General features: G+C 66.7%; 19 protein-coding genes. 4 read left to right on the forward strand and 15 right to left on the reverse strand.

What is annotated here, in order from left to right:
* The first annotated feature begins 47 nt into the window (after positions 1-47).
* From AC5Y4Z_RS09595 to AC5Y4Z_RS09605, 3 genes are read left to right on the forward strand one after another with little or no spacing between them, the layout of a single operon-like run.
* On the forward strand, positions 48-998 hold the full coding sequence (locus AC5Y4Z_RS09595) for an NAD-dependent epimerase/dehydratase family protein (protein WP_499962956.1): 951 nt from the start codon (positions 48-50) through the stop codon (positions 996-998).
* An 11-nt stretch (positions 999-1009) separates the two neighbouring features.
* A complete protein-coding gene (locus AC5Y4Z_RS09600) occupies positions 1010-1753 on the forward strand; it encodes a hypothetical protein (protein ID WP_499963321.1) in 744 nt (247 codons plus the stop codon).
* 12 nt (positions 1754-1765) lie between these two features.
* Entirely contained in the window at positions 1766-2722 is a 957-nt protein-coding gene (locus AC5Y4Z_RS09605) for a TIGR03564 family F420-dependent LLM class oxidoreductase (RefSeq protein ID WP_499962958.1), read from the forward strand.
* Here AC5Y4Z_RS09605 and AC5Y4Z_RS09610 read toward each other — a convergent pair whose 3' ends face one another.
* Genes AC5Y4Z_RS09610 through AC5Y4Z_RS09620 form a run of 3 tightly spaced genes read right to left on the reverse strand, consistent with a single transcriptional unit; the run spans position 2723 to position 5511 of the window.
* Positions 2723-3898 (reverse strand): acyl-CoA dehydrogenase family protein, encoded by a 1176-nt coding sequence (locus tag AC5Y4Z_RS09610; RefSeq protein ID WP_499962960.1) that lies wholly within the window; start codon positions 3896-3898, stop codon positions 2723-2725.
* A 24-nt stretch (positions 3899-3922) separates the two neighbouring features.
* A complete protein-coding gene (locus AC5Y4Z_RS09615; RefSeq protein WP_499962962.1) occupies positions 3923-4219 on the reverse strand; it encodes a ferredoxin in 297 nt (98 codons plus the stop codon).
* The gene (locus AC5Y4Z_RS09620) at positions 4216-5511 is read right to left on the reverse strand and encodes an NADH-ubiquinone oxidoreductase-F iron-sulfur binding region domain-containing protein (protein WP_499962964.1); all 1296 of its coding nucleotides are present in this window, start codon (positions 5509-5511) and stop codon (positions 4216-4218) included. Before AC5Y4Z_RS09620 ends, AC5Y4Z_RS09615 begins: the two co-directional genes overlap by 4 nt.
* Positions 5512-5547: 36 nt before the next feature.
* Here AC5Y4Z_RS09620 and AC5Y4Z_RS09625 point away from each other — a divergent pair, with 36 nt between their 5' ends.
* The gene (locus AC5Y4Z_RS09625) at positions 5548-6021 is read left to right on the forward strand and encodes a hypothetical protein (protein WP_499962966.1); all 474 of its coding nucleotides are present in this window, start codon (positions 5548-5550) and stop codon (positions 6019-6021) included.
* A 5-nt stretch (positions 6022-6026) separates the two neighbouring features.
* Here AC5Y4Z_RS09625 and AC5Y4Z_RS09630 read toward each other — a convergent pair whose 3' ends face one another.
* The 12 genes from AC5Y4Z_RS09630 to AC5Y4Z_RS09685 all read right to left on the reverse strand — a co-directional run bounded on the left by AC5Y4Z_RS09630 (position 6027) and on the right by AC5Y4Z_RS09685 (position 19175).
* Positions 6027-6893: an alpha/beta fold hydrolase gene (locus AC5Y4Z_RS09630; RefSeq protein ID WP_499962968.1), complete on the reverse strand. Its 867-nt coding sequence runs from the start codon at positions 6891-6893 to the stop codon at positions 6027-6029.
* Positions 6894-6909: 16 nt separating this feature from the next.
* Complete coding sequence (locus AC5Y4Z_RS09635; RefSeq protein WP_499962971.1) at positions 6910-7305, reverse strand: Rieske (2Fe-2S) protein; 396 nt, start codon at positions 7303-7305, stop codon at positions 6910-6912.
* A gap of 1 nt (position 7306) precedes the next feature.
* Positions 7307-8452 carry an amidohydrolase family protein gene (locus AC5Y4Z_RS09640; protein WP_499962973.1) on the reverse strand — a complete coding sequence of 382 codons (1146 nt, stop codon included), beginning with the start codon at positions 8450-8452 and terminating at the stop codon, positions 7307-7309.
* 36 nt (positions 8453-8488) lie between these two features.
* Entirely contained in the window at positions 8489-9580 is a 1092-nt protein-coding gene (locus tag AC5Y4Z_RS09645; protein WP_499962975.1) for an amidohydrolase family protein, read from the reverse strand.
* Positions 9581-9929: 349 nt separating this feature from the next.
* Positions 9930-11471: an AMP-binding protein gene (locus AC5Y4Z_RS09650; RefSeq protein WP_499963323.1), complete on the reverse strand. Its 1542-nt coding sequence runs from the start codon at positions 11469-11471 to the stop codon at positions 9930-9932.
* A gap of 32 nt (positions 11472-11503) precedes the next feature.
* Positions 11504-12460, reverse strand: a complete 957-nt coding sequence (locus AC5Y4Z_RS09655; RefSeq protein WP_499962977.1) for an LLM class F420-dependent oxidoreductase — start codon at positions 12458-12460, stop codon at positions 11504-11506.
* Between the two features lie 100 nt (positions 12461-12560).
* Positions 12561-13961 (reverse strand): acyl-CoA reductase, encoded by a 1401-nt coding sequence (locus AC5Y4Z_RS09660; protein ID WP_499963325.1) that lies wholly within the window; start codon positions 13959-13961, stop codon positions 12561-12563.
* Positions 13958-15301: a hypothetical protein gene (locus tag AC5Y4Z_RS09665; protein ID WP_499962979.1), complete on the reverse strand. Its 1344-nt coding sequence runs from the start codon at positions 15299-15301 to the stop codon at positions 13958-13960. The genes AC5Y4Z_RS09660 and AC5Y4Z_RS09665 overlap by 4 nt, the downstream gene beginning before the upstream one ends.
* A 154-nt stretch (positions 15302-15455) precedes the next feature.
* On the reverse strand, positions 15456-15920 hold the full coding sequence (locus tag AC5Y4Z_RS09670; protein WP_499962981.1) for a hypothetical protein: 465 nt from the start codon (positions 15918-15920) through the stop codon (positions 15456-15458).
* Between the two features lie 11 nt (positions 15921-15931).
* The gene (locus AC5Y4Z_RS09675; RefSeq protein ID WP_499962983.1) at positions 15932-16672 is read right to left on the reverse strand and encodes a hypothetical protein; all 741 of its coding nucleotides are present in this window, start codon (positions 16670-16672) and stop codon (positions 15932-15934) included.
* 159 nt (positions 16673-16831) lie between these two features.
* On the reverse strand, positions 16832-17620 hold the full coding sequence (locus AC5Y4Z_RS09680) for a CbbQ/NirQ/NorQ/GpvN family protein (protein ID WP_499962985.1): 789 nt from the start codon (positions 17618-17620) through the stop codon (positions 16832-16834).
* 22 nt (positions 17621-17642) lie between these two features.
* A complete protein-coding gene (locus tag AC5Y4Z_RS09685) occupies positions 17643-19175 on the reverse strand; it encodes a nitric oxide reductase activation protein NorD (protein ID WP_499962987.1) in 1533 nt (510 codons plus the stop codon).
* Between the last annotated feature and the right edge of the window lie 82 nt (positions 19176-19257).

A 19257-nucleotide genomic window follows, 5' to 3' on the forward strand; every position in this document is an offset into this window, starting at 1 on the left:
GGCCCGTTATACAAATCGGAGAATTACGTTATCATCCGCAAGCAGGCATGATCCAGGCCGTCGACCGGGAGGGCTGGTTGCTCGACGCACAGAAGATCCTCGTCACCGGGGCGACGGGCAAGATCGCGTTCCCCATCGCGCGGGCCCTGGCGGCGGCGGGAAACGAGGTGTGGGGCGCGGCCCGCCTGAAAGATCCCGCGGCGCGGGAACGCCTCGTCGGCGCGGGCATCAAACCCGTCGCTCTCGACATCGCCGCGGGTGACTTCGCCGACCTCCCGCACGACTTCGACTATGTCTTTCATGCGGCCGTCGACGCGGGCACGGACGACTGGGGCCGGTGCGTGGAAACCAACGCGCAGATGTCGGGCGAACTGCTCTACCACTGCCGCGCCGCAAAGGGTTTCGTGTTCTGCTCGACCGGGTCGATCTACGCCTACCAGGGCCAGCGGCCGCTGACCGAGACTGATCCGCCGGGGGCGCCGTTGCGCGCGAACTACAGCTTCTCGAAGGTTGCCGCGGAGGCCGTCTGCACGTGGATCGCGCGGCACCATCGGATTCCGCTGACCATCATCCGGATCTGTTCGACGTATGGGCCGGAGGGCGGCGCGCCCGCCGATCGGCTGGATGCGATGTTGGCGGGCAAGCCGATTCGGCTGCATCCCGACAAGCCGAACAACTACAACCCGATCTATGAGGACGATTACGTGGAACTCGGTATCCGCGCCATGGAAGTCGCCGCGGTGCCGCCGGTCGTGGTGAACTGGGCCGGCAGTGAGACGGTCAGCGTCGAGGAGTACTGCGCCTTCATGGGCCGTCTTGTCGGGGTCGAGCCGGTGTTCGAATACACGACCGACGCGCACACCCCGCTATGGCCGGATGTCGCCCACATGCACGACGTCCTCGGAACCACGAAAGTCCCGTGGCGCGAAGGCTTCCGGCGCATGATCGCGGCCCGCCACCCCGAAATACCGCTGGCCGAACACGATTCGACACGATGAGGACGGATGCGATGCAGCTTCCCGGGTTGCCATCGGACGAGGTCCCCGGCGTCCTCGCCGTTGGGCGCGGCGAGATCACCACGCTGTTCGTGTCCATGGCGACCCGCCATCCCGACGGGATAGACGCCGATTACCTGCGCTGGCACACCCTCGACCACCGCCCGGAGCAACACCGGCTGGCCGCGGTGCGCGCCTCGTTGCGGTTGGTGTCCACGCCGGCCTGCCGCGCCGCGCGTCCCGTCACCGACGGGCCGTTGGACGCGGTCGACCACGTGATGACGTACTTCTTCACCGACGCGGCCGGGTTGCGCGGGTTCAACGAGCTGTCCACGGCGCTCGGCGACGCCGGCCGCAAGCTGCCGCTGCTGCCGCCGGTGGAACGGGGCGTGTACGAGGTGCGCAGCAAGGCGGCCGCGGCGCGGGTCAAGGTCGGGTCGGACGTGCTGCCGTGGCTGCCGGTGCGGGGCGCGTTCCTGATCGTGGAGCGGGGCTCGGCGCCGGTGGACTCGCTCGTCGCGGTCGACGGCGTCGCCGGTGTCTGGTCGGCCGTGTCGCGGCGGGTCGACGCGAGCCTGGCCAGCGCGCAAGGGGGACAGTCGATCACGTATTGCTTCCTCGACGACGACCCGGTCGCCACCGCCGAACGGCTGCGGCCCGTGCTGGCCGACCGGTGGCGCGAGGCGGGCTTCGAACCCGTCTTCGCCGCACCGTTTTTCGCGGTGGTGCCGTACGAATGGGACCGGTATGTCCCCTAGGGACCGGGACACATGCGCGTCGGCGTGATGGTGGGCTCCGACAAGGAGCGCCCGCGCGGGGACCGGCTGCCCGGGCTGGTCGCCGATGGCGTCGCCGCCGAACGCGCGGGTTTCACCACGTTCTGGATGCCCCAGGTCCCCGGCTACCTCGACGCGATGACGGCCGTCACGCTGATCGGGCAGGCCACCGATCGCATCGAACTCGGGACGGCGGTCGTCCCGATCCAGACCCGCCACCCGATGATCATGGCGCAGCAGGCGTTGACCACCCAGGTCGCCTGCGGCGGACGGTTCACGCTCGGCATCGGTCCCTCGCACCACTGGATCGTCAACGGCCAACTGGGATTGCCCTACGATCGGCCCGCGCGATTGATGGGCGACTATCTCGACGTCCTCGACGCATCGTTCTCCGGGCCGGGGACCGTCGATGTCGACAACGCCAACTATTGCGTCCACTCACCGGTGGATGTGACTGACGCACACGGGGTTCCGATCCTGTTGTCCGCGCTCGGGCCGACGATGCTGCAGCTCGCGGGCGAGCGAGCCGGCGGCACCATCCTGTGGATGGCGGACGAGCGGGCGATCGGCGACCACGTCGCCCCACGCATTACCGCGGCGGCCGGCCGGGCCGGGCGGCCCGCGCCACGGATCGTCGCGGGTGTTCCGGTCGCCCTCTGCTCGAACGGCGAGACCGACGCCGCCCGCGCCTACGCCAGCGAGGTGCTCGGGCACGCGGACTTCTCCCCGAACTATGTGCGACTGCTGGAGCACGGCGACGCCGAGGACGTCGGCGACACCATGGCCGCGGGCGACGAGGCGGCCATCCTGGCCCGCTTGCGCCGCTACCGCGATGCGGGCGCCACCGACCTGGCGGCGCGAATTGTCCCGTTGGGCAAGGACGCAACGGAACGCGGCGAGTCGCGGCAACGGACCCAGGAGTTCCTGTCGTCGCTGTGCCCCGATTTGTGATCAGCGCGCGGGCAGGCCCAGCACCCGCTGGGCGATGATGTTGCGCTGGATCTCCGAGGTGCCGCCCGCGATCGTGCCCGCGTAGGAGCTGATGTATCGGCTGAACCAGCTCGCGGTGAACAGGGTTGGGGCATAAGGGTTGTACGCGGCCGTCAGCGCCTTGTCGCGCAGGCCGTCGCAGCCGGCCGCGTCCAGCGCATGGCGCAGCGCGTTCTGTTCGGCTTCCGAACCGAGAACCTTCAGCACGGACAGGCCCGCCACGTCCACGTCGCCGCGGGCCGCGCGGCCCAGCGCCGCAGAACCGAGCAGCCGCAGCGCGTGGTGGTCCATCACGATGGTCGCGTAGCGGTCCCGGTTCATCGCGTCCGCCGGCCGGTAGTCCTCGAGCAGCTGCTCGAGCCGGTTGGCGAAGGCCATCCACATCAGGGTGCGCTCGTGACCCAGCGAGCCGCTGGCGACGCGCCACCCGCCGTTCAGCGGGCCCACGAGGTTGTCCGCCGGCACCCGCACGTCGGTGAAGAACACCTCGTTGAAGTCCAGGTCGTCGCGGTCGTAGACCGATGCGAACGGCCGGCGCACCACGCCGGGCGTGTCGGTCGGGATGAGTAGCGCGCTGATTCCCTTGTGCTTGGGGGCGTTTGGGTCGGTGCGCACGAACGTGAGGATGACGTCGGCGTCGTGGGCGCCGGAGGTCCACACCTTCTGCCCGTTGACCACGAATTCGTCACCGACCGACTCGGCCCTGGTCGACAGCCCGGCCAGATCGGAGCCGGCACCCGGTTCGCTCATGCCCAGCGACGCGGTCAGCTCGGCGCGCAGGATCGGCACCGCCCAGCGGCGCTTCTGCTCGTCGGTCCCGAACGACAGCAGCGAGGCGGCGATGATGCCGACGCCCTGGGGATTGAAACAGTGATAGATCCGCCGCCGCGACAGCTCCTCGCGGTGCACGAACTGCTGCAGGATGTTGGCGTTGCGGCCGCCGAATTCCGGCGGGTTTCCCGGCAGCAGCCACCCGTGGTCGAACTGCAGCGCCTGCCAGCGGCGCGACCATTCGGGCACGTGCGACGTCGAGGACGGCCGCTCGGTGGCCTGCGCCTCCGGGGGCAGGTGCTCGGTCAGAAAGCTGACGAACTCCGCCCGGAAGGCTTCGACCTCGGCGTCAAAGGTGAGTTGCACGGCGCAAACCGGAGCGGGGACGGCTCATCGCGTGAATCCCCACTCCGCCTCGTTCTCTTCGGTTTTGAGATGTTCGGCGGGGTCCTCGGCGTCGGCGAGCGGCAGCTGACGGGCACGGGACGTGCGATCGCCGATCTCGGCGATGGCGTGCACCGGGCAGTCCAGCAGCGCGCGCATGACGTCGTCGCGGTCTTCGTCGGCGACCGTCCCGTCGCCGATGACGCACGCGTAGCCCCAGTCGTCGAGCGAGAAGTACTTCGGTGCGTGCTTGGCGCAGATGCCGAAACCGTCGCAAACGGTGCGGTCCAAACGGATTTTCATGCGTGCCTCACCGGTTCGGCCTCGTAGGGACGATCGGCGCGGAACGCGCCGCGGGCGCAGTCCGGGCAACGACCGTCGAGATGCGCGGCGACGTCGTCCGGGAACTGGTCGAGCAGGCTGGCGGCCACGTTGGTGGCGGCATCCAGGGTCGCGCACGCGCCGCGCCCGCGCAGCACCACCGACCAGCGCCGCAGCCGGTCGATGTCTTCGGTCGTCGCGGCGCCGTCGCGCAGCGCGCCGGCGACGGCGGCCATCGCGGCCGTTCCGTTGAAACACGAACCGCATTGACCGGCGTTTTCCCGGTCGAAATAGGCCAGCACCGACGCCGCCACGGCGACGGGACACTCGTCGGTGATCACCGAGATCGCGCCGCAGCCCAGGCCGCTGCCGAGACCGCGAAAAGTCTCGTGGTCCAGCCTGGTCTCCAGCACGGTGCGATTGAGCAGGCCCGCGAAATAGCCGCCCATCAGCGCCCCGCGCACCCGGTCGGGCGAAACACCGTGCAGGGCAAGCAGTTCGGTGAAGGGCAGGCCGTGCGGAAGCTCGTACAGCACTGGCGGCCGGCCGGCGCCGGTGATGGTGGCCAGGAACGTCCCGGGCGACAGCGCCGTGCCCTCGCCCCGGAACGCGGCCGAGCCCTGGCCCTGCAGGTAGGGCAGGTTGGCCAGGGTCTCGACGTTGCTCACCAAGGTGGGACGGTCGTCGACGCCCGCTTCGAACGGGCGCGGCGGCTTGTCCGTCGGCTTGGCCGGGCCACCGTTGATCGCGCGGACCGCCGCGGTCTCCTCGCCGGCCACGTAGCCGAACGGCACGGTCGACAGGCGCACCGTGAGGCCGCCGAGCGCGTCCGAATCGAGCTCGGCGAGCGCGGTTTCGACGCTGTGCGCCGACTCCGCGTCCGACACGTAGACGTAGGCGAGGTCGGCGGCCACGACCGCGGCGGCGAGCCGCAGCCCGTCCAGCACCAGGTGCGGCCGGTTGCGCAGCAGCCACCGGTCCTTGATCGACGCGGGCTCGCCCTCCTCGCCGTTCGCGACCACGACCGCGCCGCCGGCCAGGCGACCGTTGTCGCGCACCGCGCGGAGCTTCACCGCCAGCGGAAAGGCGGCGCCGCCGCGGCCGACCAGCCCGCTGGACTCGACCTCGCCCAGCAATCCGTCGGGGTCGGCGAGCGGACGGTATCCGCCAAACCGCCGATAGGCCCCAAAGTCCTCGGGCTGGTCGTGCAGCAGCCGGGTTTGGCACCCGGGCGCCGTGCCGGTGCTGATGGTCGTGGATTGCGTGGTGCTCAAGGCCGACCCGCCGTCGTCTTGGTTAGGCTGGCGCCCATGCGAACTGCGGTGGTGCGCGTCAACGTCGACCCGCAGGGCGCGTGCACGCCGGCGCAACTACGAGAAGGCATGGCCGCGCTCCTCGAGCTCGCCGGCGGTGCGGGCGCCGGGGTGGTCGACAACGACCTCGCGGCCAGGCCCCAGGGCCGTCGCGAAGTCGAACTGCTGATCCCGGCGCACGACGCCCCCACGGCCACCAGGGCCGCAATCGAGCTGTGCGCCAAGGTGTTCGGCACCAGCCCGGTCCCCGGCGTGGTCACGTTCATCAGCCGGGGAACCGACGACGACGCGCACGGCGTGCTGTCCGGGTTCGGGCTCACCGGTGACATCGAGCGGCTGCCCGGCGACGACGGCTTCGACGTCGTATACGTGACGCTGCGCGAGGAAGACCTCGAACGCATTCCTCAAAGCCGCGTGCACACGGCCCTGGAGGCCTCGCTCAACTGCGAGGTCCATATTCGCACCAGGTAGCGCCGTCACGAACCCAGGAACTCCAGGATGGCGGGCGCGGCCTGCACCCAGGTGTCGAACATGTTGAAGTGCTGCACCCTGCCCGCCGCGCGGTCCTCCGATGCGCGCTCCCAGGCGTCCTCCGGCCAGGGCGGGTCGATGAGCTTGGACCCCTTGATCAGGCAGCTGACCTCCAGTGAGGTCCGCTTGGGATGGTCCATGTCGTTCTCGCCGCCACGAATGATCAACGTGGGGACCTTGATCCGGTCGAACATCTCGTCCTCGACACCCGGAATCGTCTGCCCGGGCTTGGACACGAACGCGTTGAGCCAGCGCAGCATGACCTTGAGGAACTCATCAGGATCGAAGTCGAGGAAGCGCTGCTTGTTGTTCGGGTTCTCCTCGATGCGCTCACGCCATTCCGAGACCTTGACCACTCCGTCCATTCCGGTGCCGCGGACCGCGAGAATGCTCGGGACGATGTAGAAGGAGCCGAGCACGAACGTGCCGTAGATGCCGCCGACGATGTTCCACACCACGAGCTTGGTGACCATCTCGGGGTAGAGCATCGTGGTCAGCATGGAATCCCTTGCGCCCCCGGATCCTCCGGCGAGAATGCAGCGCTCGAAGCCCAGCCCCGTCACCAGCTTGTGCAGCGTCTCGGCGCGCATGTGCGACTCGCTCTGGCCGTAGAACTGCACGTCGGAGGCGCCGCAATTGGGGCGGTCCCACAGCAGCACCCGGTAACCACCGGCCACCAGCGCGTCGGCCAGCGGGCGCAGGCCCGGGATCTCCATGCTGAACCGGCCACCCGGGGTCAAGGCGATGAGATCGCCCGAGTCACCGAGGATCTCGTAAACAACGTTTCCCCCGTTGATCTCAATAGAAGGCACCCGATTTCTCCTGTGGTTAGGCCTGTACTAAAACGTCGTTGCCGACAACGCGCACCGGATAGGTACGGATACTCCATTCGGGCTTGACCGCGGTCGTGCCGGTCGCCAGCTCGAAACCCCATTGGTGCCACGGGCAATAGATGTATTCCAGGTCGCGCACCATGACCGAGTCACCCGGAGCTGTCTCGTCCACGATCGTGCGCCCGCGCGGCCGGCCCGAGCACAGCGGGCCGCCCTGGTGCGGGCAGTAGTTGGCGATGGCGTAGAAGGTGCCGTTGACGTTATAGACGCCCACGCCGTGCCGTCCGATCGGCACCAACTTGTGTGTGCCGGGCGGGATTTCGTCTACGGTCGCGACGGCGTGCTCACGGCCCTGGGCGAGGCGGGGCCGCTTCGGGGTTTGTTCCGCCAATTCAGAGCACCCGAACCTGTCCCTCGAGCACCGGAACCGTCTCCGGCAGGTGATAGGTCGCGATGCCGTTCTTGTACATCACCGCGTCCCGCGCCGCCTTCGGTAGGTGCTTCACCAGCCAGCGCGGGTCGTCGAACGTCCAGTGCGGGTAATCCGAGGAGTACAGCAGTATCTTGTCGCACTCCATCCATTCCAGCGCGCGGGTCAGCTCGGTCTTGTCCTCTGGGTAGTCCAGCGGCTGCGTGGTGAACTTGATGTGTTCCTTGACGTACTCCGAGGGCTTGCGCTTGATCTCCATCCGCGACTTGCGGGCCTCGTAGATCGAGTCCATCCGCCACATCAGCGGCAGGATCCAGGTGAACGCGTGCTCGACGAACACGATCCGCAGCGTCGGGAACCGGTCGAAGAGACCGTCGAACACCATGCTCATCACCTGGTTTGCGGCCAGCAGCGAGTAGGTGACCATGAAGTCGTGGTTGTAGCTGGGGAAGCCGACCGGCGGCGTCGGCAGCATCTCGTAGCAGCTGCGCGACAGGTGGCAGCTCACCACGATGTCGTGCTTGGTGGCCGCCGCCCAGATGGGGTCGTATTTCGGGTGGCCCCATGACGGCCGCGGCTCGGCCTTGACCAGGATCTGGGCCATGTATGGGTGCCCGGCCCACTTCTCGATCTGCTCGACGGCGCCCTCGGGGTCCTCGATCGCGACGCAGATCGAACCGCGCCAGCGCTCGTGCCAGTTGTTGTGGCTGTCCAGCCAGTGGTTGTCCTGCCAGTCGTTGAGGGCGCTGCAGTACGCCTGGTGGGCCTCCCCGATCCGCGGTGTGCGGCCCGCGGGTTCCAGGATCGCGATGTCGGAGCCGGCCTCCATGATCAGCTGGCGAAACGCCATGTCCGGGTCGCTGCCGGGGAATTCGCCGTCCGGCGGGAAGGTGTCGGTGCGCATCGCGAAGGCGTGCGCGTAGTCGGGGGCGTCGTAGTAGATCAGTTCGCCGACCCGGTGGTCGAGGAAGAATTTGCTCCGCCACGGTTCGGGGATATACGGGGCGATCTCCCCGCGTTTGGGCACCGGGTGCACGTCGGAGTCGACGCACCGGACGGCGATCCGCTCGGCGGCGGGTTTCCGTTCCTGCATGTGGGTGAGCGTCATCTCGACCTCCTCAGTGTCCCTTTCCTCATTCTGCGACTAGCCCGCCGCGAGGTCGACCGAAATGTCGATCCCGTACAGGTCGGCCGCGTTGCGCCAGCACAGCTTGTCGCGCTGCTCGGCGGACAGCGCGCCGGGCAGCTTGCGGGCGTCACCGCACTGCCAGTGCGGATAGCTGGAGCCGAACATCACCATGTCCTGCTTGCCGGTGAAGCCGAACCACTCGCCGGCGAAGTCGGCGTCAGGCGGACCGTCGAGGCTGCCCTGGACGAAATACACATGGTCGGGCAGGTAGTCGCTGGGGATGCGGGGCGCCCACGGCGTCTGCTCCAGGTGGGGCCGGCCGAACGTGTCCATCCGCCACATGAACGGCGTCACGAAGTCGGCGGCGCCGTCGGCCCACACGAATTTCAGCGCCGGGAACCGCTCGAACACGCCCTCGGCGATCATGTTCATCAGGTGGTAGAGGTAGTTCAGCGCCATGAAGCCGACGTATTGCTCGTAGGTCTGGGTGTGCCCGGACGGCGTCGGCGGGAAGCCGATCCCCTCGCCGGTCTCGATGTGCACGGCCACCGGCAGGTTGGCCTCGGCGGCGGCCTCCCACAACGGCCAGAACTGCGGCTTGCCGTACAGCTCGCGGGATTGCAGCGGGACGCCGATCTGCACCACCCGCGGGTGTGTGCGCCACTTATCGATCTCGCGCAGCGCGCCGGCGACGTCGTCGGGGTTGACCCGGATGGTGCCGCGGAACCGCGTACCGAATTCGCCGGAGTCCAGCCAGCGCGACACCATCATCTCGTTGTGGGCGGCGTGCAGCGCGCTGCCCAGGTGCCGGTCCGGCATGATGCCGCGGCCCATCGGGTGCAGGATCGCCACGTCGACGCCGCGCTTCGAAAACAGTTCCTCGGCAACGAATTCCGGGTCCGACCCCGGGTACCGGCGGTCCGGGCCCTCGGTGTTGGGCGCGTACTCGCCGCCCGGCGCGCCGTACCAGTCCATCTCGTAGTCGGGGAAGCCGCGGCTCTTGAACGGCTCACGCAAAAACGAGCGCAGGTCCTTGTTGGACCGACAGAAGATGTGCACGCTGGCGTCGATCAGCGGCGTGCGGGTTCCGTCAGCGTGTTCGATCACGAATGCCACCCTTCGGCCCCGGCAGCCAAAGCGACCCCGGCCGGGCCATCGGATAGATAATCTAACATTCTCGTCGGGGGCCGATCAATGGATTTTCGGTAAGCGTTTCGATTAGTCATCGCGCCTGGTAGTCGCTGGTTTTCGGAACGAAAAAGCAAGTGCCGTTCTTGTCTAGCGATAATATCATTCTCCGGGATGTGCGCCGCCCGCGGCGGGAGAATCGGCGCGACGCCGCGGGGCGATTGCCCAGACGGGGCCGGCGTTCGGCATGGAGCCGCGTCGCCCGGGGACCTAGGCGCGACGGCCGATGCCGAGTGCCGCCGATCTGTCCCTCATGCCACCAAAACCGTCAAAGCGGCGGCCGAGAGGCAATCGCCTTGCGTAACAGGTGCTTTTGGATTTTGCCACTGGCTGTGCGCGGATATTCGTCGACCTGATGAAGTTCCTCCGGCCACTTCTGCCTGGCGATACCAAGTCGGCCGAAGTGGGCGCGGGTCTGTGCCAGCGTGGGCATGGCGTCGCCGCGCTTGATGCGCAGGACGGCCGCGACACGTTCGCCCAAACGTGGGTCGGCTACTGCCACGACCGCTGCCTCCGCGACCGCGGGCATCGCCAGCAGCGTTTCCTCGACTTCCAGTGCGCTGATGTTCTCGCCGCCCCGGATGATGAAGTCGGCCTTCCGGTCGGTGATCGTCAGGTAGCCGTCGTCGTCGATCACGCCGACGTCGCCGGTGCGGTACCAGCCCTCGTCGTCAAACGCGCCACGCGTCAACGCCTCGTCGGTGTAGCCCACGCAGAGATCCGGTCCGCGGCTGTAGATTTCGCCGTCGGATTCCAATCGGATCTCCACGCCGGGCTCCGGCTTGCCGTCGGTGAACAGCCGCTTGTGCTCCGGCGCGGTGTGCGCGGAACGAGTCATCGATGGGTGTTCGGTGCTGCCATAGGCGCGGAACACGGTGATGCCGAGATCGGTTAGCCGTCGGGCGACCGAGGCAGGCACCGCCGACCCGCCGAGTCCGGCGTATTTCAGGTACTGCAGGTGCTCGGGCCGCAGATCGGGGTGGTCGAGCAAGCTCGTAATGAAATAGGGCGGCCCGCCACCGACGGAAAGGCCATCGCTGTCCATCAGCTCCAGCATCTGGGTCGGATCCCAGGTATCGGCGAGGTTCACCGGGGAGCCCTCGAGCACCGGGAGCAGGAAAGCGTTGACCATGCCGATGAAGTGCCCGACGGGCGCCACGGTGAGCTGCCTGCCGCGGTCGGCGGGCAGCGCGCCGGCGAATTGCCGCGCCTCGCAGCACAGCGTCTGATGGCTGTGAATGACGCCCTTGGGCGTGCTGGTGGTGCCGGACGTGAACGCGATCAGCGCCGGATTGCGGGGGTCGGTTGCGATGGTGTTCGCCATCGGCTCGGGGGCAAGCAGATCATCGAAGTCCTGCTCCACCACCCCGACGATCGGCACCTGCGAACACAGGTCGCCGGCGTACGACATCCGGCCGAATTTCTCGGCGGTGACGAAGACCCTCGGGCGCACCGTCGCCAGAATGTGCGCCAATTCCTTTCGGCCGTAAAAGTGGACGATCGGAACCACCACCGCGCCGAGGAACGCCGATGCCCAGAAGGTCGCGGCGGCTTCCATCCAGTTGGGCAACTGGAATGCGATCACGTCGTCGGGACCGACGCCGCGTGCCCGCAATCCCGCGGCGAGCCTGCGTGCGGTTCGCTCGACGTCACAGAACGTCCCCGACCACGGCCGCACCGCGGAATGGACCCGGAACGGGATATCGGAATGGGTCCGGAGCCCGCCGGCCAGCAGTTGGCCTACCGTGTCCGGCGTCCACCAACCCTCTCGCTCGTAGCGCTCGGCGAGCCCGGTCGGAATATTCCTCATATTCGCGTCATGTCGAGTCATGCACCGTCGGCTCAGCGCAGCTGCCCGGCCAGTGCGGCGACCGCTTGTTGTGTCCGGCGCTTCGACGCGAGCAATTCGTCGCGCCCGGTGCCGATGGGCATGAACCGGACACACAGATCGGTGACACCGGCGTCGGCGAACCGACGGAACCGCGCGAGGATGGCGGACTCGTCGCCCGCCGCGAGCAGATCACCGACGTCCCTGGCGTCGCAGTGCTCCAACAGTCGCTGATAGTTCGGCGAGGTTTCGGCCTCGGCGAGAATGCGGTTGGCACGCTCGCGGGCGGCCGCGACCTCCCCTGAGCTACACAGGCATACCGGTAGGCCGGCGACGACACGCGGCGCCGGGCGGCCCGCGTTGTCGGCGGCCTTGGTGATGCGCGGCACGACGTGCTCGCCGATTGCGCGCTCGTCCGCCATCCACAGAACGGTGCCGTCCGCGTGTTCACCGGCCAACCGCAGCATCACGGGTCCCAGCGCGGCGAGCAGGACGGGCAGGCGAGACACCGGCGGCAGGTCCAACGGGTTGTGGACCCGAAACTCCTCGTTCTCGATATCGACGGAGTTAGCGCCGCTCAGGGCGGCATTCAGGACCTCGAGATAGTCACGGGTGTACGCAGCCGGCCGGTCATAGGGCAACCCGAGCATGTCGCGCACGATCCAGTGATGCGAGGGACCGACACCGAGCGTCAGGCGTCCGCCCGTGGCGGCGTGTACCGACAATGCCTGGCGGGCCAGCGCAATGGGATGCTGGGCCTGCAAAGGGACCACGGCGGTGAGGAACTCGATGCGGGTGGTGTGGGCACCCATCAGGGTCACGGCGACCAGCGCGTCGAAGTCGGTGGGCACCTGCGGAACCCAGACCGTGTCGAGCCCCGCGTCTTCGGCCCACGCGATCTCGTCGAGCATTCCGGACACCTTGCGCGCCGAGCCGCCACGCTCAGCGCCGATCATCACTCCGACGCGCACTGTTCAATCACCACCGCACGCCACAGCGTCGTTCATATGGTCACGCGGCGAGATGAGTTGTGCTGATGCGACAGTCGCTTCTCTGGCATTCGGTCTCCCGTCAGATGTTGACGTCGTCGTCGGCCATCCAGTGGACCAGGCGCTGCAGGGGATACATCGCGTCGTGCGGGCTGCCCAGGGCGTGCGCGTTTGCGGTTCCCAAGCGGCACAAGCGTTGCGCACCCGCAGCGGCCAGGCGGTCGCGCAGTGCGGCCTTGCGCTCAAACGGATAGACCCCGATGGTCTGCGTCGCGACGTTGACGTAGCGAACCGCGTCGTCGAGGGAGTCGACCATGACGACATTGGACGTCTTGTTCGAGGGGTGGAAATTCACCGGTGTGTCCGAAAGGACCACTAGTCCGCTGCCGTCGTAGCGGCCCCACACTTTCACATCGCCCATCGCCGAAAGGACCTCGACTTCCTCGCGGACGTCGGATGGTAACGGTTGAGCCACCGCGGATGCGTAGTCGCGATCCACACCCAGACGATCGGCGAACTTGGCGCAGAACGTCTCGATTTCGGTTCGCTCGCCCTCGATAAACACGAACCGACTTGCCAGGCAGGCCTCCTGGTTGAACACGGTCGTGTCGGCCGCAAGCCGTTCCGCGACCTCGTCGACGGCGCCGTCTGCGACGAAGACCTCGCGGCCGATCATGGAGATCGACGATTTGGGATCGAACGACACCAGCTGGATCCCGGGTCCCAGATACCTGATGACGTTGTTGATCGCCGGCCCGCCGCCCCAGGCCACGATCTTGTCGAAATACTGCGGACGATAGAGCGTGCGCTCGATCGACTCGTCGCCGCCCGCCCAGTACACCGCGGTCATCGAGCGGACGACGGGATGCGACGCGTCGACATCGGCCATCGTGCGCAGCACCGCGACGGTGGTGAACGGGTCGCTCGAGGGCATCTTGAACAGGTTCACGCCCTTGACAAGCGCGCCCTGGGCGATCGACGCTATGCAGCCCGCGGGCGCATTGCCGGCCAACATGTGCACGATCCGAGGCGGGAACGCCCGCACGGCCAACTTGCTGCCATATGGGTCGACCCGCTCGACCCAGCCGTCGAGCGCATCGCGATTGGCGAAGTTGGAGTCGACCATGCTTTCCAGCAGCGATCGGTTGAGATAGTAGGGCGCCTCGCGGTAGAGGTTTTCCACGACCCGCCGCGGCAAGGGGTTGGTCGCGGCGATGTACTCCAGACACTCCCGCAGGTACGGGTTGCGCTCGAGATGAAGCCGCTCACCTACCTCGACCAAGAAATCGATGATCTCGGAAGTCTTGACGTCCAGCAGCGGCGGCAGCTGCGAACGCGGCATCACGATGGCGTCGAGGTCGATCGCGGGAGTGGTGAAGTCCGCGCCGAGATCACGGGACCGGTGACGAACTGCATCACCTGTTACGAGACTGCCCTGAACGAAGTGCGGCGCCGAAAGGGGCTGCGCCCCAGGCGCCGTCACGACACACCCCGCACGTAGGCGTCGATGCTGCCGGCGCAGGAGATCTTGTCTCCGTCGGGCAGGTCGGCGAAGCGCATGATCTCCCGCGCTACCGTGGGCCCCTGGTGCCCGCAAGCGCACCGGGCGAGGCTGACGCTGATCTTGTCGCCGCTGATGATGCCGCCCCATCGGCCTTCGATCGACAGGTCCATGAATGCGGCCCGTGCCTCGATGTCACCGCCGTCAGCATCAAGCAGATTCTCGCCGCTGACGTCTAGTGGCAGCATGATCACCCATGGTGAGATGTGGTAGCGCTCGGCGCTGCACAGGGGGAAGGTCGAATTGAGCTCGCGCATGCTGTACATGTGGTACATGCGCTCCTCGGTGACGTTGAACGTTTCGAGGATGTATTCGCGATAGTTCTCCGGCAGCACCGCTCCCTTCAGGCCGCCGGCGACAAACATCGTGTTTTCGGGGTGAAAGGCCGTGCCGCTGAAGCCTTTCGCCCGAACCGCCTCGGCGATCGGGTACAGCTGCCCGAACATGCCGCTGATCATGATCGGGCGCGTGCGCGCTTCGATCAGCGCGTCGACGGACTTCTCCGACGAGTCGGCCATCTCCGCCGCGCGCTTCGTCGCGAGCTGTTCGAACGCGGTTAGTTCCGAGGGCCTCGCCGTGCCGTCGGCGATCTTGCGTCGCAGCACAATCATTTCCACCATCGCGCCCACGGTGATGGGTTCCGACCCGAATTGGAACGGTTCCACGTCAGGGGCGATCGCCGCGATCATCGAGTCTCGGATGGCATTCTCGCGCGGGGCCGCAAATTGTGGTCCGATACCGAAGAATTTCCGTTCGCTGCTCGGTTTGAGGCCGAGCGCCCAGACGATCCCCGCGGCGTTGGCCCTGGCCGAGAAGTCGATGTCGCCTTCGGTGCCGCTGAGCATCGCCGGCTTGCCGGTGGTCCCGCTGGAGCACGACAGGTAGTGGCCGATGCTCTCGAGCTGTTTGATCCAGCCATCGAGGGTGTCGACACCGTCGACGTTGACGTTGTCGACCGGGCGCGTCGATACGGTGTTGAGCCACCTGCCCATGCGGTCCCACTGGCCCTCGGTCAGCCAGCTTTCCGAGTAGCTCTTGTACGCGGTGTGCGCGAATAGCAACGGGACGAGGTCGGCCGGCTCCTCGATCTGACTCACGTCGCTCGTCTCGGCCCGGTTCCGCAGCAGGCCGATCTTGTCGATCTGGGCGGCCAGTCGTTCGTTCGCCGCCTCGATCTGCAGCGGCAACAGATCCGCGGGCGCGACGTCGTAGCAATCTTCCTGCCCCATGAGATCCATCAGGCGCTCAACCGCTGATGCCATCGTCTTCTCCTGTTTCGTGGATGCCGCGGTGCGCCGTGCACAGCACACCACAAAGTAAACATATAAGTATATTTTTGCTCAGGCAATGAGGTGATGCGACCGCCGCGGCCGAGAAAGGAAGGGTCTGGTTGTGCCGCGGCGGCCGCATTGCCGGTTATGGATGGGGCGTCGGGACACCCTGTTGTTGCGCGGCGTGCTGGCGGGCGATCCGCTCGTCGTGGATCCTGACCAGCTCCCGGAAGCCGAGCCTCGGGTACAGCGGCTTGGGCTGAACTCCCCACTGGTCTTTGGCGGTGTCGACACCCGCCGCTTCTGGCGCCCCTCCCCACGGGGGACCGGGGAACGGGTAGGGATACTGACACTCGAGCGACTCGTTGCTGTATCGCACCTTCATGAGCTCGCTGCAGATGTCGCGGAATCCCAGGGTGGGGTAGCCGTACCAGATCGCGAGGAACGGCAAGGTGAACGCGCCTTCGAGAACAAGGCCGACCAGGCAGACCAGGATGCCGCGTTTAAGCCACTTGTGAAGGCGTGCAGTTTCTTGCGTGGTGCCCAGGGGAAGGTCCTCGGCCGACTCGCCAGGTGCCGACGAGAGATCCTCGGTGCTCGACTTGGTCATTCCAGTGCTCCTTAGTCCGCGAATATTTCGCGGTTGACGGTGTGTAGATAGGGGATGGCCAAGAACGGCGTGATGTACATGATGTCGTAGATCCACCATCCGATAACCGGGAAAACCGTTCCGGTATAACGCAGGTCGGCGAAGACCGTCATATTCATGACATAGCCCACCCAAATCACCACGCCGAACCAGCAGGTCACCAGCAGCCATTGGTAGCCCCACCGCTTCATCTTCAGGAAGGCGATGGAGGCGGCGATCCGCATGGGGAATACGACGAGAACCAATGCGACTTCCCAGCTCTTTTCGCCGGGCGCGCTCGCACCGCCGATCCACAACTGGTTGTAGTGCCAGAAGTAGCCCATGTCGAAGGCGTTTCCCCACGCCGTGTAGAGCACTCGGTAGACCAGAGTGTGGTTGCCCACCAGGTCGAGAATCCAGCCCTGCAGGTTGAGTCCGGCATCCAGGATGACCAGGTAGCCGATCAGGGTGACCATGATAGGTCGAACCGACAGCCCGGCCTTGGTTGCCAGCCGCAGCTTGCGCAGTCCCCACAGGAAGAGCGGCAGACCGAAGATGCCGGCCGCATTGGTGCCCATCAGAAGTGTTCCCGCGATGAGCCACTTGTCCGCGCCCCATTGCGCCTTGCGGCTTTCCTCGTGCTGATCGTCGAGGGTGGTGAGCCCGCAGTCGCCGGTCGGGACGGCCCCGGTCTTGCCGTTGCCAGAACGGCGATTGATCAATGGCAGATTCATGGTGTGTCCTACCAGTTCCGGGTCGCGTACATATACATCTGGATGCCGAACTGCAGCGCCAGGTAGCCGTAGATGACGATCTGGAAGACCATCAACGCCCGCCGCCGCTTTCGCTGTGCCTGATTCATCAATCCGCTCCTCTCGTAGGTGATAAGCGATTTACGCCGTGGTAGGAACCAGAATGGCGGCGGCCGCTTCCCGCAGGCCGTCGGTGACAGCGCCATCGGTGGACAGCGGTGTCAAAACGCATGCGTCGACGGCCTCGACTTCGTCTGCACCCGCCGCGATCAGTTGTGCGGCCGTGACCAGAACGCGGGTGGATGGCGGCTCGAAATGGAACACGTCATCGGCATCACGAATACCGTTCGCGCACTTGACAAGCCGTGCGGCGACCGCCGAGCTGATCCCCGCCTCGCTGACCAATACCTCTGCCTCGCGATCCGGCGGCAGATAGTCCATCGCAATGGTGACGAATCGCTGGCGGAACGAAGGCTTCAGCTCCTTCAGCGAGCTGCGGTAGGCCGGGTTGTAGGAGCACACCACCATGAACGAATCCGGCGCCTCGACAACCTCATCCGCACGATCGAGATAGAGTGCGCGCCGATGATCGGTGAGCGAGTGCAGGATCGCCAGCGAGTCATGACGGGCTTCGACCACCTCATCGAGGTAACAGATCGCGCCGGCCTTGACGGCGCGGGTCAGGGGGCCGTCGTTCCAGATGACGTCGCCGCCCGAAACCAGGAACCGGCCGACCAGATCCGAACTGGTCAGGTCGTCGTGGCAGCTGATGGTGACGACCGGGCGGCCAAGCAACTCGCCCATATACTCCACGAATCGCGTTTTGCCGCAACCGGTTGGGCCCGTCAGCATGACCGGCAGCCGTCTGGCGGATGCCCGCTCGAACAGCGCTACCTCGTTACCCTGCGCCTGGTAGAAAGCGGCTCTCATCTCACTCCTGGACATCGGGGACCTACGCCGCGACAAGTTCGCGATGGACATGGGCCAAGACATTGGGCAGCTCGTCGACGTGCCTGATCCGCGTCGACCGGCGCGGCCCGAACACCTCTGGCAGCGGATCCACCCGGGTCGGGCCGAGTCCGATGTAGTAGATTGCGACACCGGCCTCTTCGGCCTCCTCAACCGCATGCGCCACGTCGGCCCATGCGTACCGCCCCTCGTAGCCCTCGTCCGACATCAGGCCGTCGCCGATCACGATCAGCAGCCGTCGTTCTGACGGCTGGCCCAGCAGCCGATTCGTCAGGTGCCGCAACGGTGCGCCGAGTCTGGTGTAGCCACCGGTCGCCAGGCCCGCCGCGCTGGGGACGGCGAAGTGGGGCTCGTCGAAATCCTTCAGACACTGCACGTCGACTCGGTGCCGGGTATTCCCGCTGAACACGAACACCCCGTGACGCTCGCGAGCAAGCTTCATCGCCCGCGATAGCGCATCCGCACAAGCCAATTCGAGGCGAAATACCCGGCCCTGGTGAACTCCGAGCGACGAGCTACCGTCGAGCAGCAGCGCGGTGGTCACGTCGCGGAACCCGGGCAGTAGATCGCGGAATACGCGCGGTTCGGAGGTATGACCGCAGATCCTGTCGATGTGATAGTCGACGTAGCGATCGATGTCCACGCACGACCCGTCTTCCAATCCGTTCGTCATCACCCGATGCGTGTGTTCCTCGAACCAACGCCGGACTCCGGGCGCCACGGGCCGAAACGTGTTGGAGCGCAACGGGTGCTTGCTCTCGAGGACGGCCACGTGGGCCGGCAGGAAGCTTTGCGTCCAAGCGTTCCACTCCGGGTATGGAATGCCGACACGATGGTCGGAACGGATCTCGATCTCTTCGTCCTCGGGCCGGCTCGGCGGAGGCAGGTTGGGGTTGCGCACACCGCCCTCGCCCGCGACGGGTATCGAATAGCCGATCCTGGTGAACGCCTTCTTCGAACTCCATGGCATCCTGCCGCGCATGCGCAGAGCGCGCGCCGAAAGACCGAGACCTCGCGGCGTCGACGGAGTCAGCCGACCCAGCAGCGGATAGCGGCCCAACTGTTCGCGTGACCTCGCCAACTCGATGGCCATTTCGAGCATCGCCGCGCCGTCGAGATCCTCGCCGAGGGGATTGAGGTCACCAAGGTGCCGTCGCAGTTCCGGCAGCAACCCCGGCCAGTGCTCGGAGACCCAACCCAGCGCGGCGCGGCCTTCGACGAGCGCCAGCGCCCGGAGCTCTCGTGGGGTGAGCTCGTGCAGGGCGTAGCCATTGAGCAGGTCCTTCGACGGCGCGCACTGCAGGGCCACGCCACACGTCAGGGTGCGACGAGTCCAATCCGATGCAAGCGCGGGGTAAGGAACCTCGATCACGGTCCGGCCGTCGTTCATGCCGAATGTTCGCCGCTCGCCGGACACCAGGCGGGCGCCCCGCCGGCGGCCCTGAGAGAGAGCGACAGCCACGAGCGCGCACGAGCGCTCGACAACGAGCGCCGGCGCCGTGGTGGTCGCGACCATCACGATTGCCGCTCGCGACGGCGACGGCCGAGTGCCATTAGAAGGTGCCGATGCTTCCCATCAGCCAGTACCAAAACCACAC

The organism is Mycobacterium sp. NGS63, from assembly GCF_059812295.1.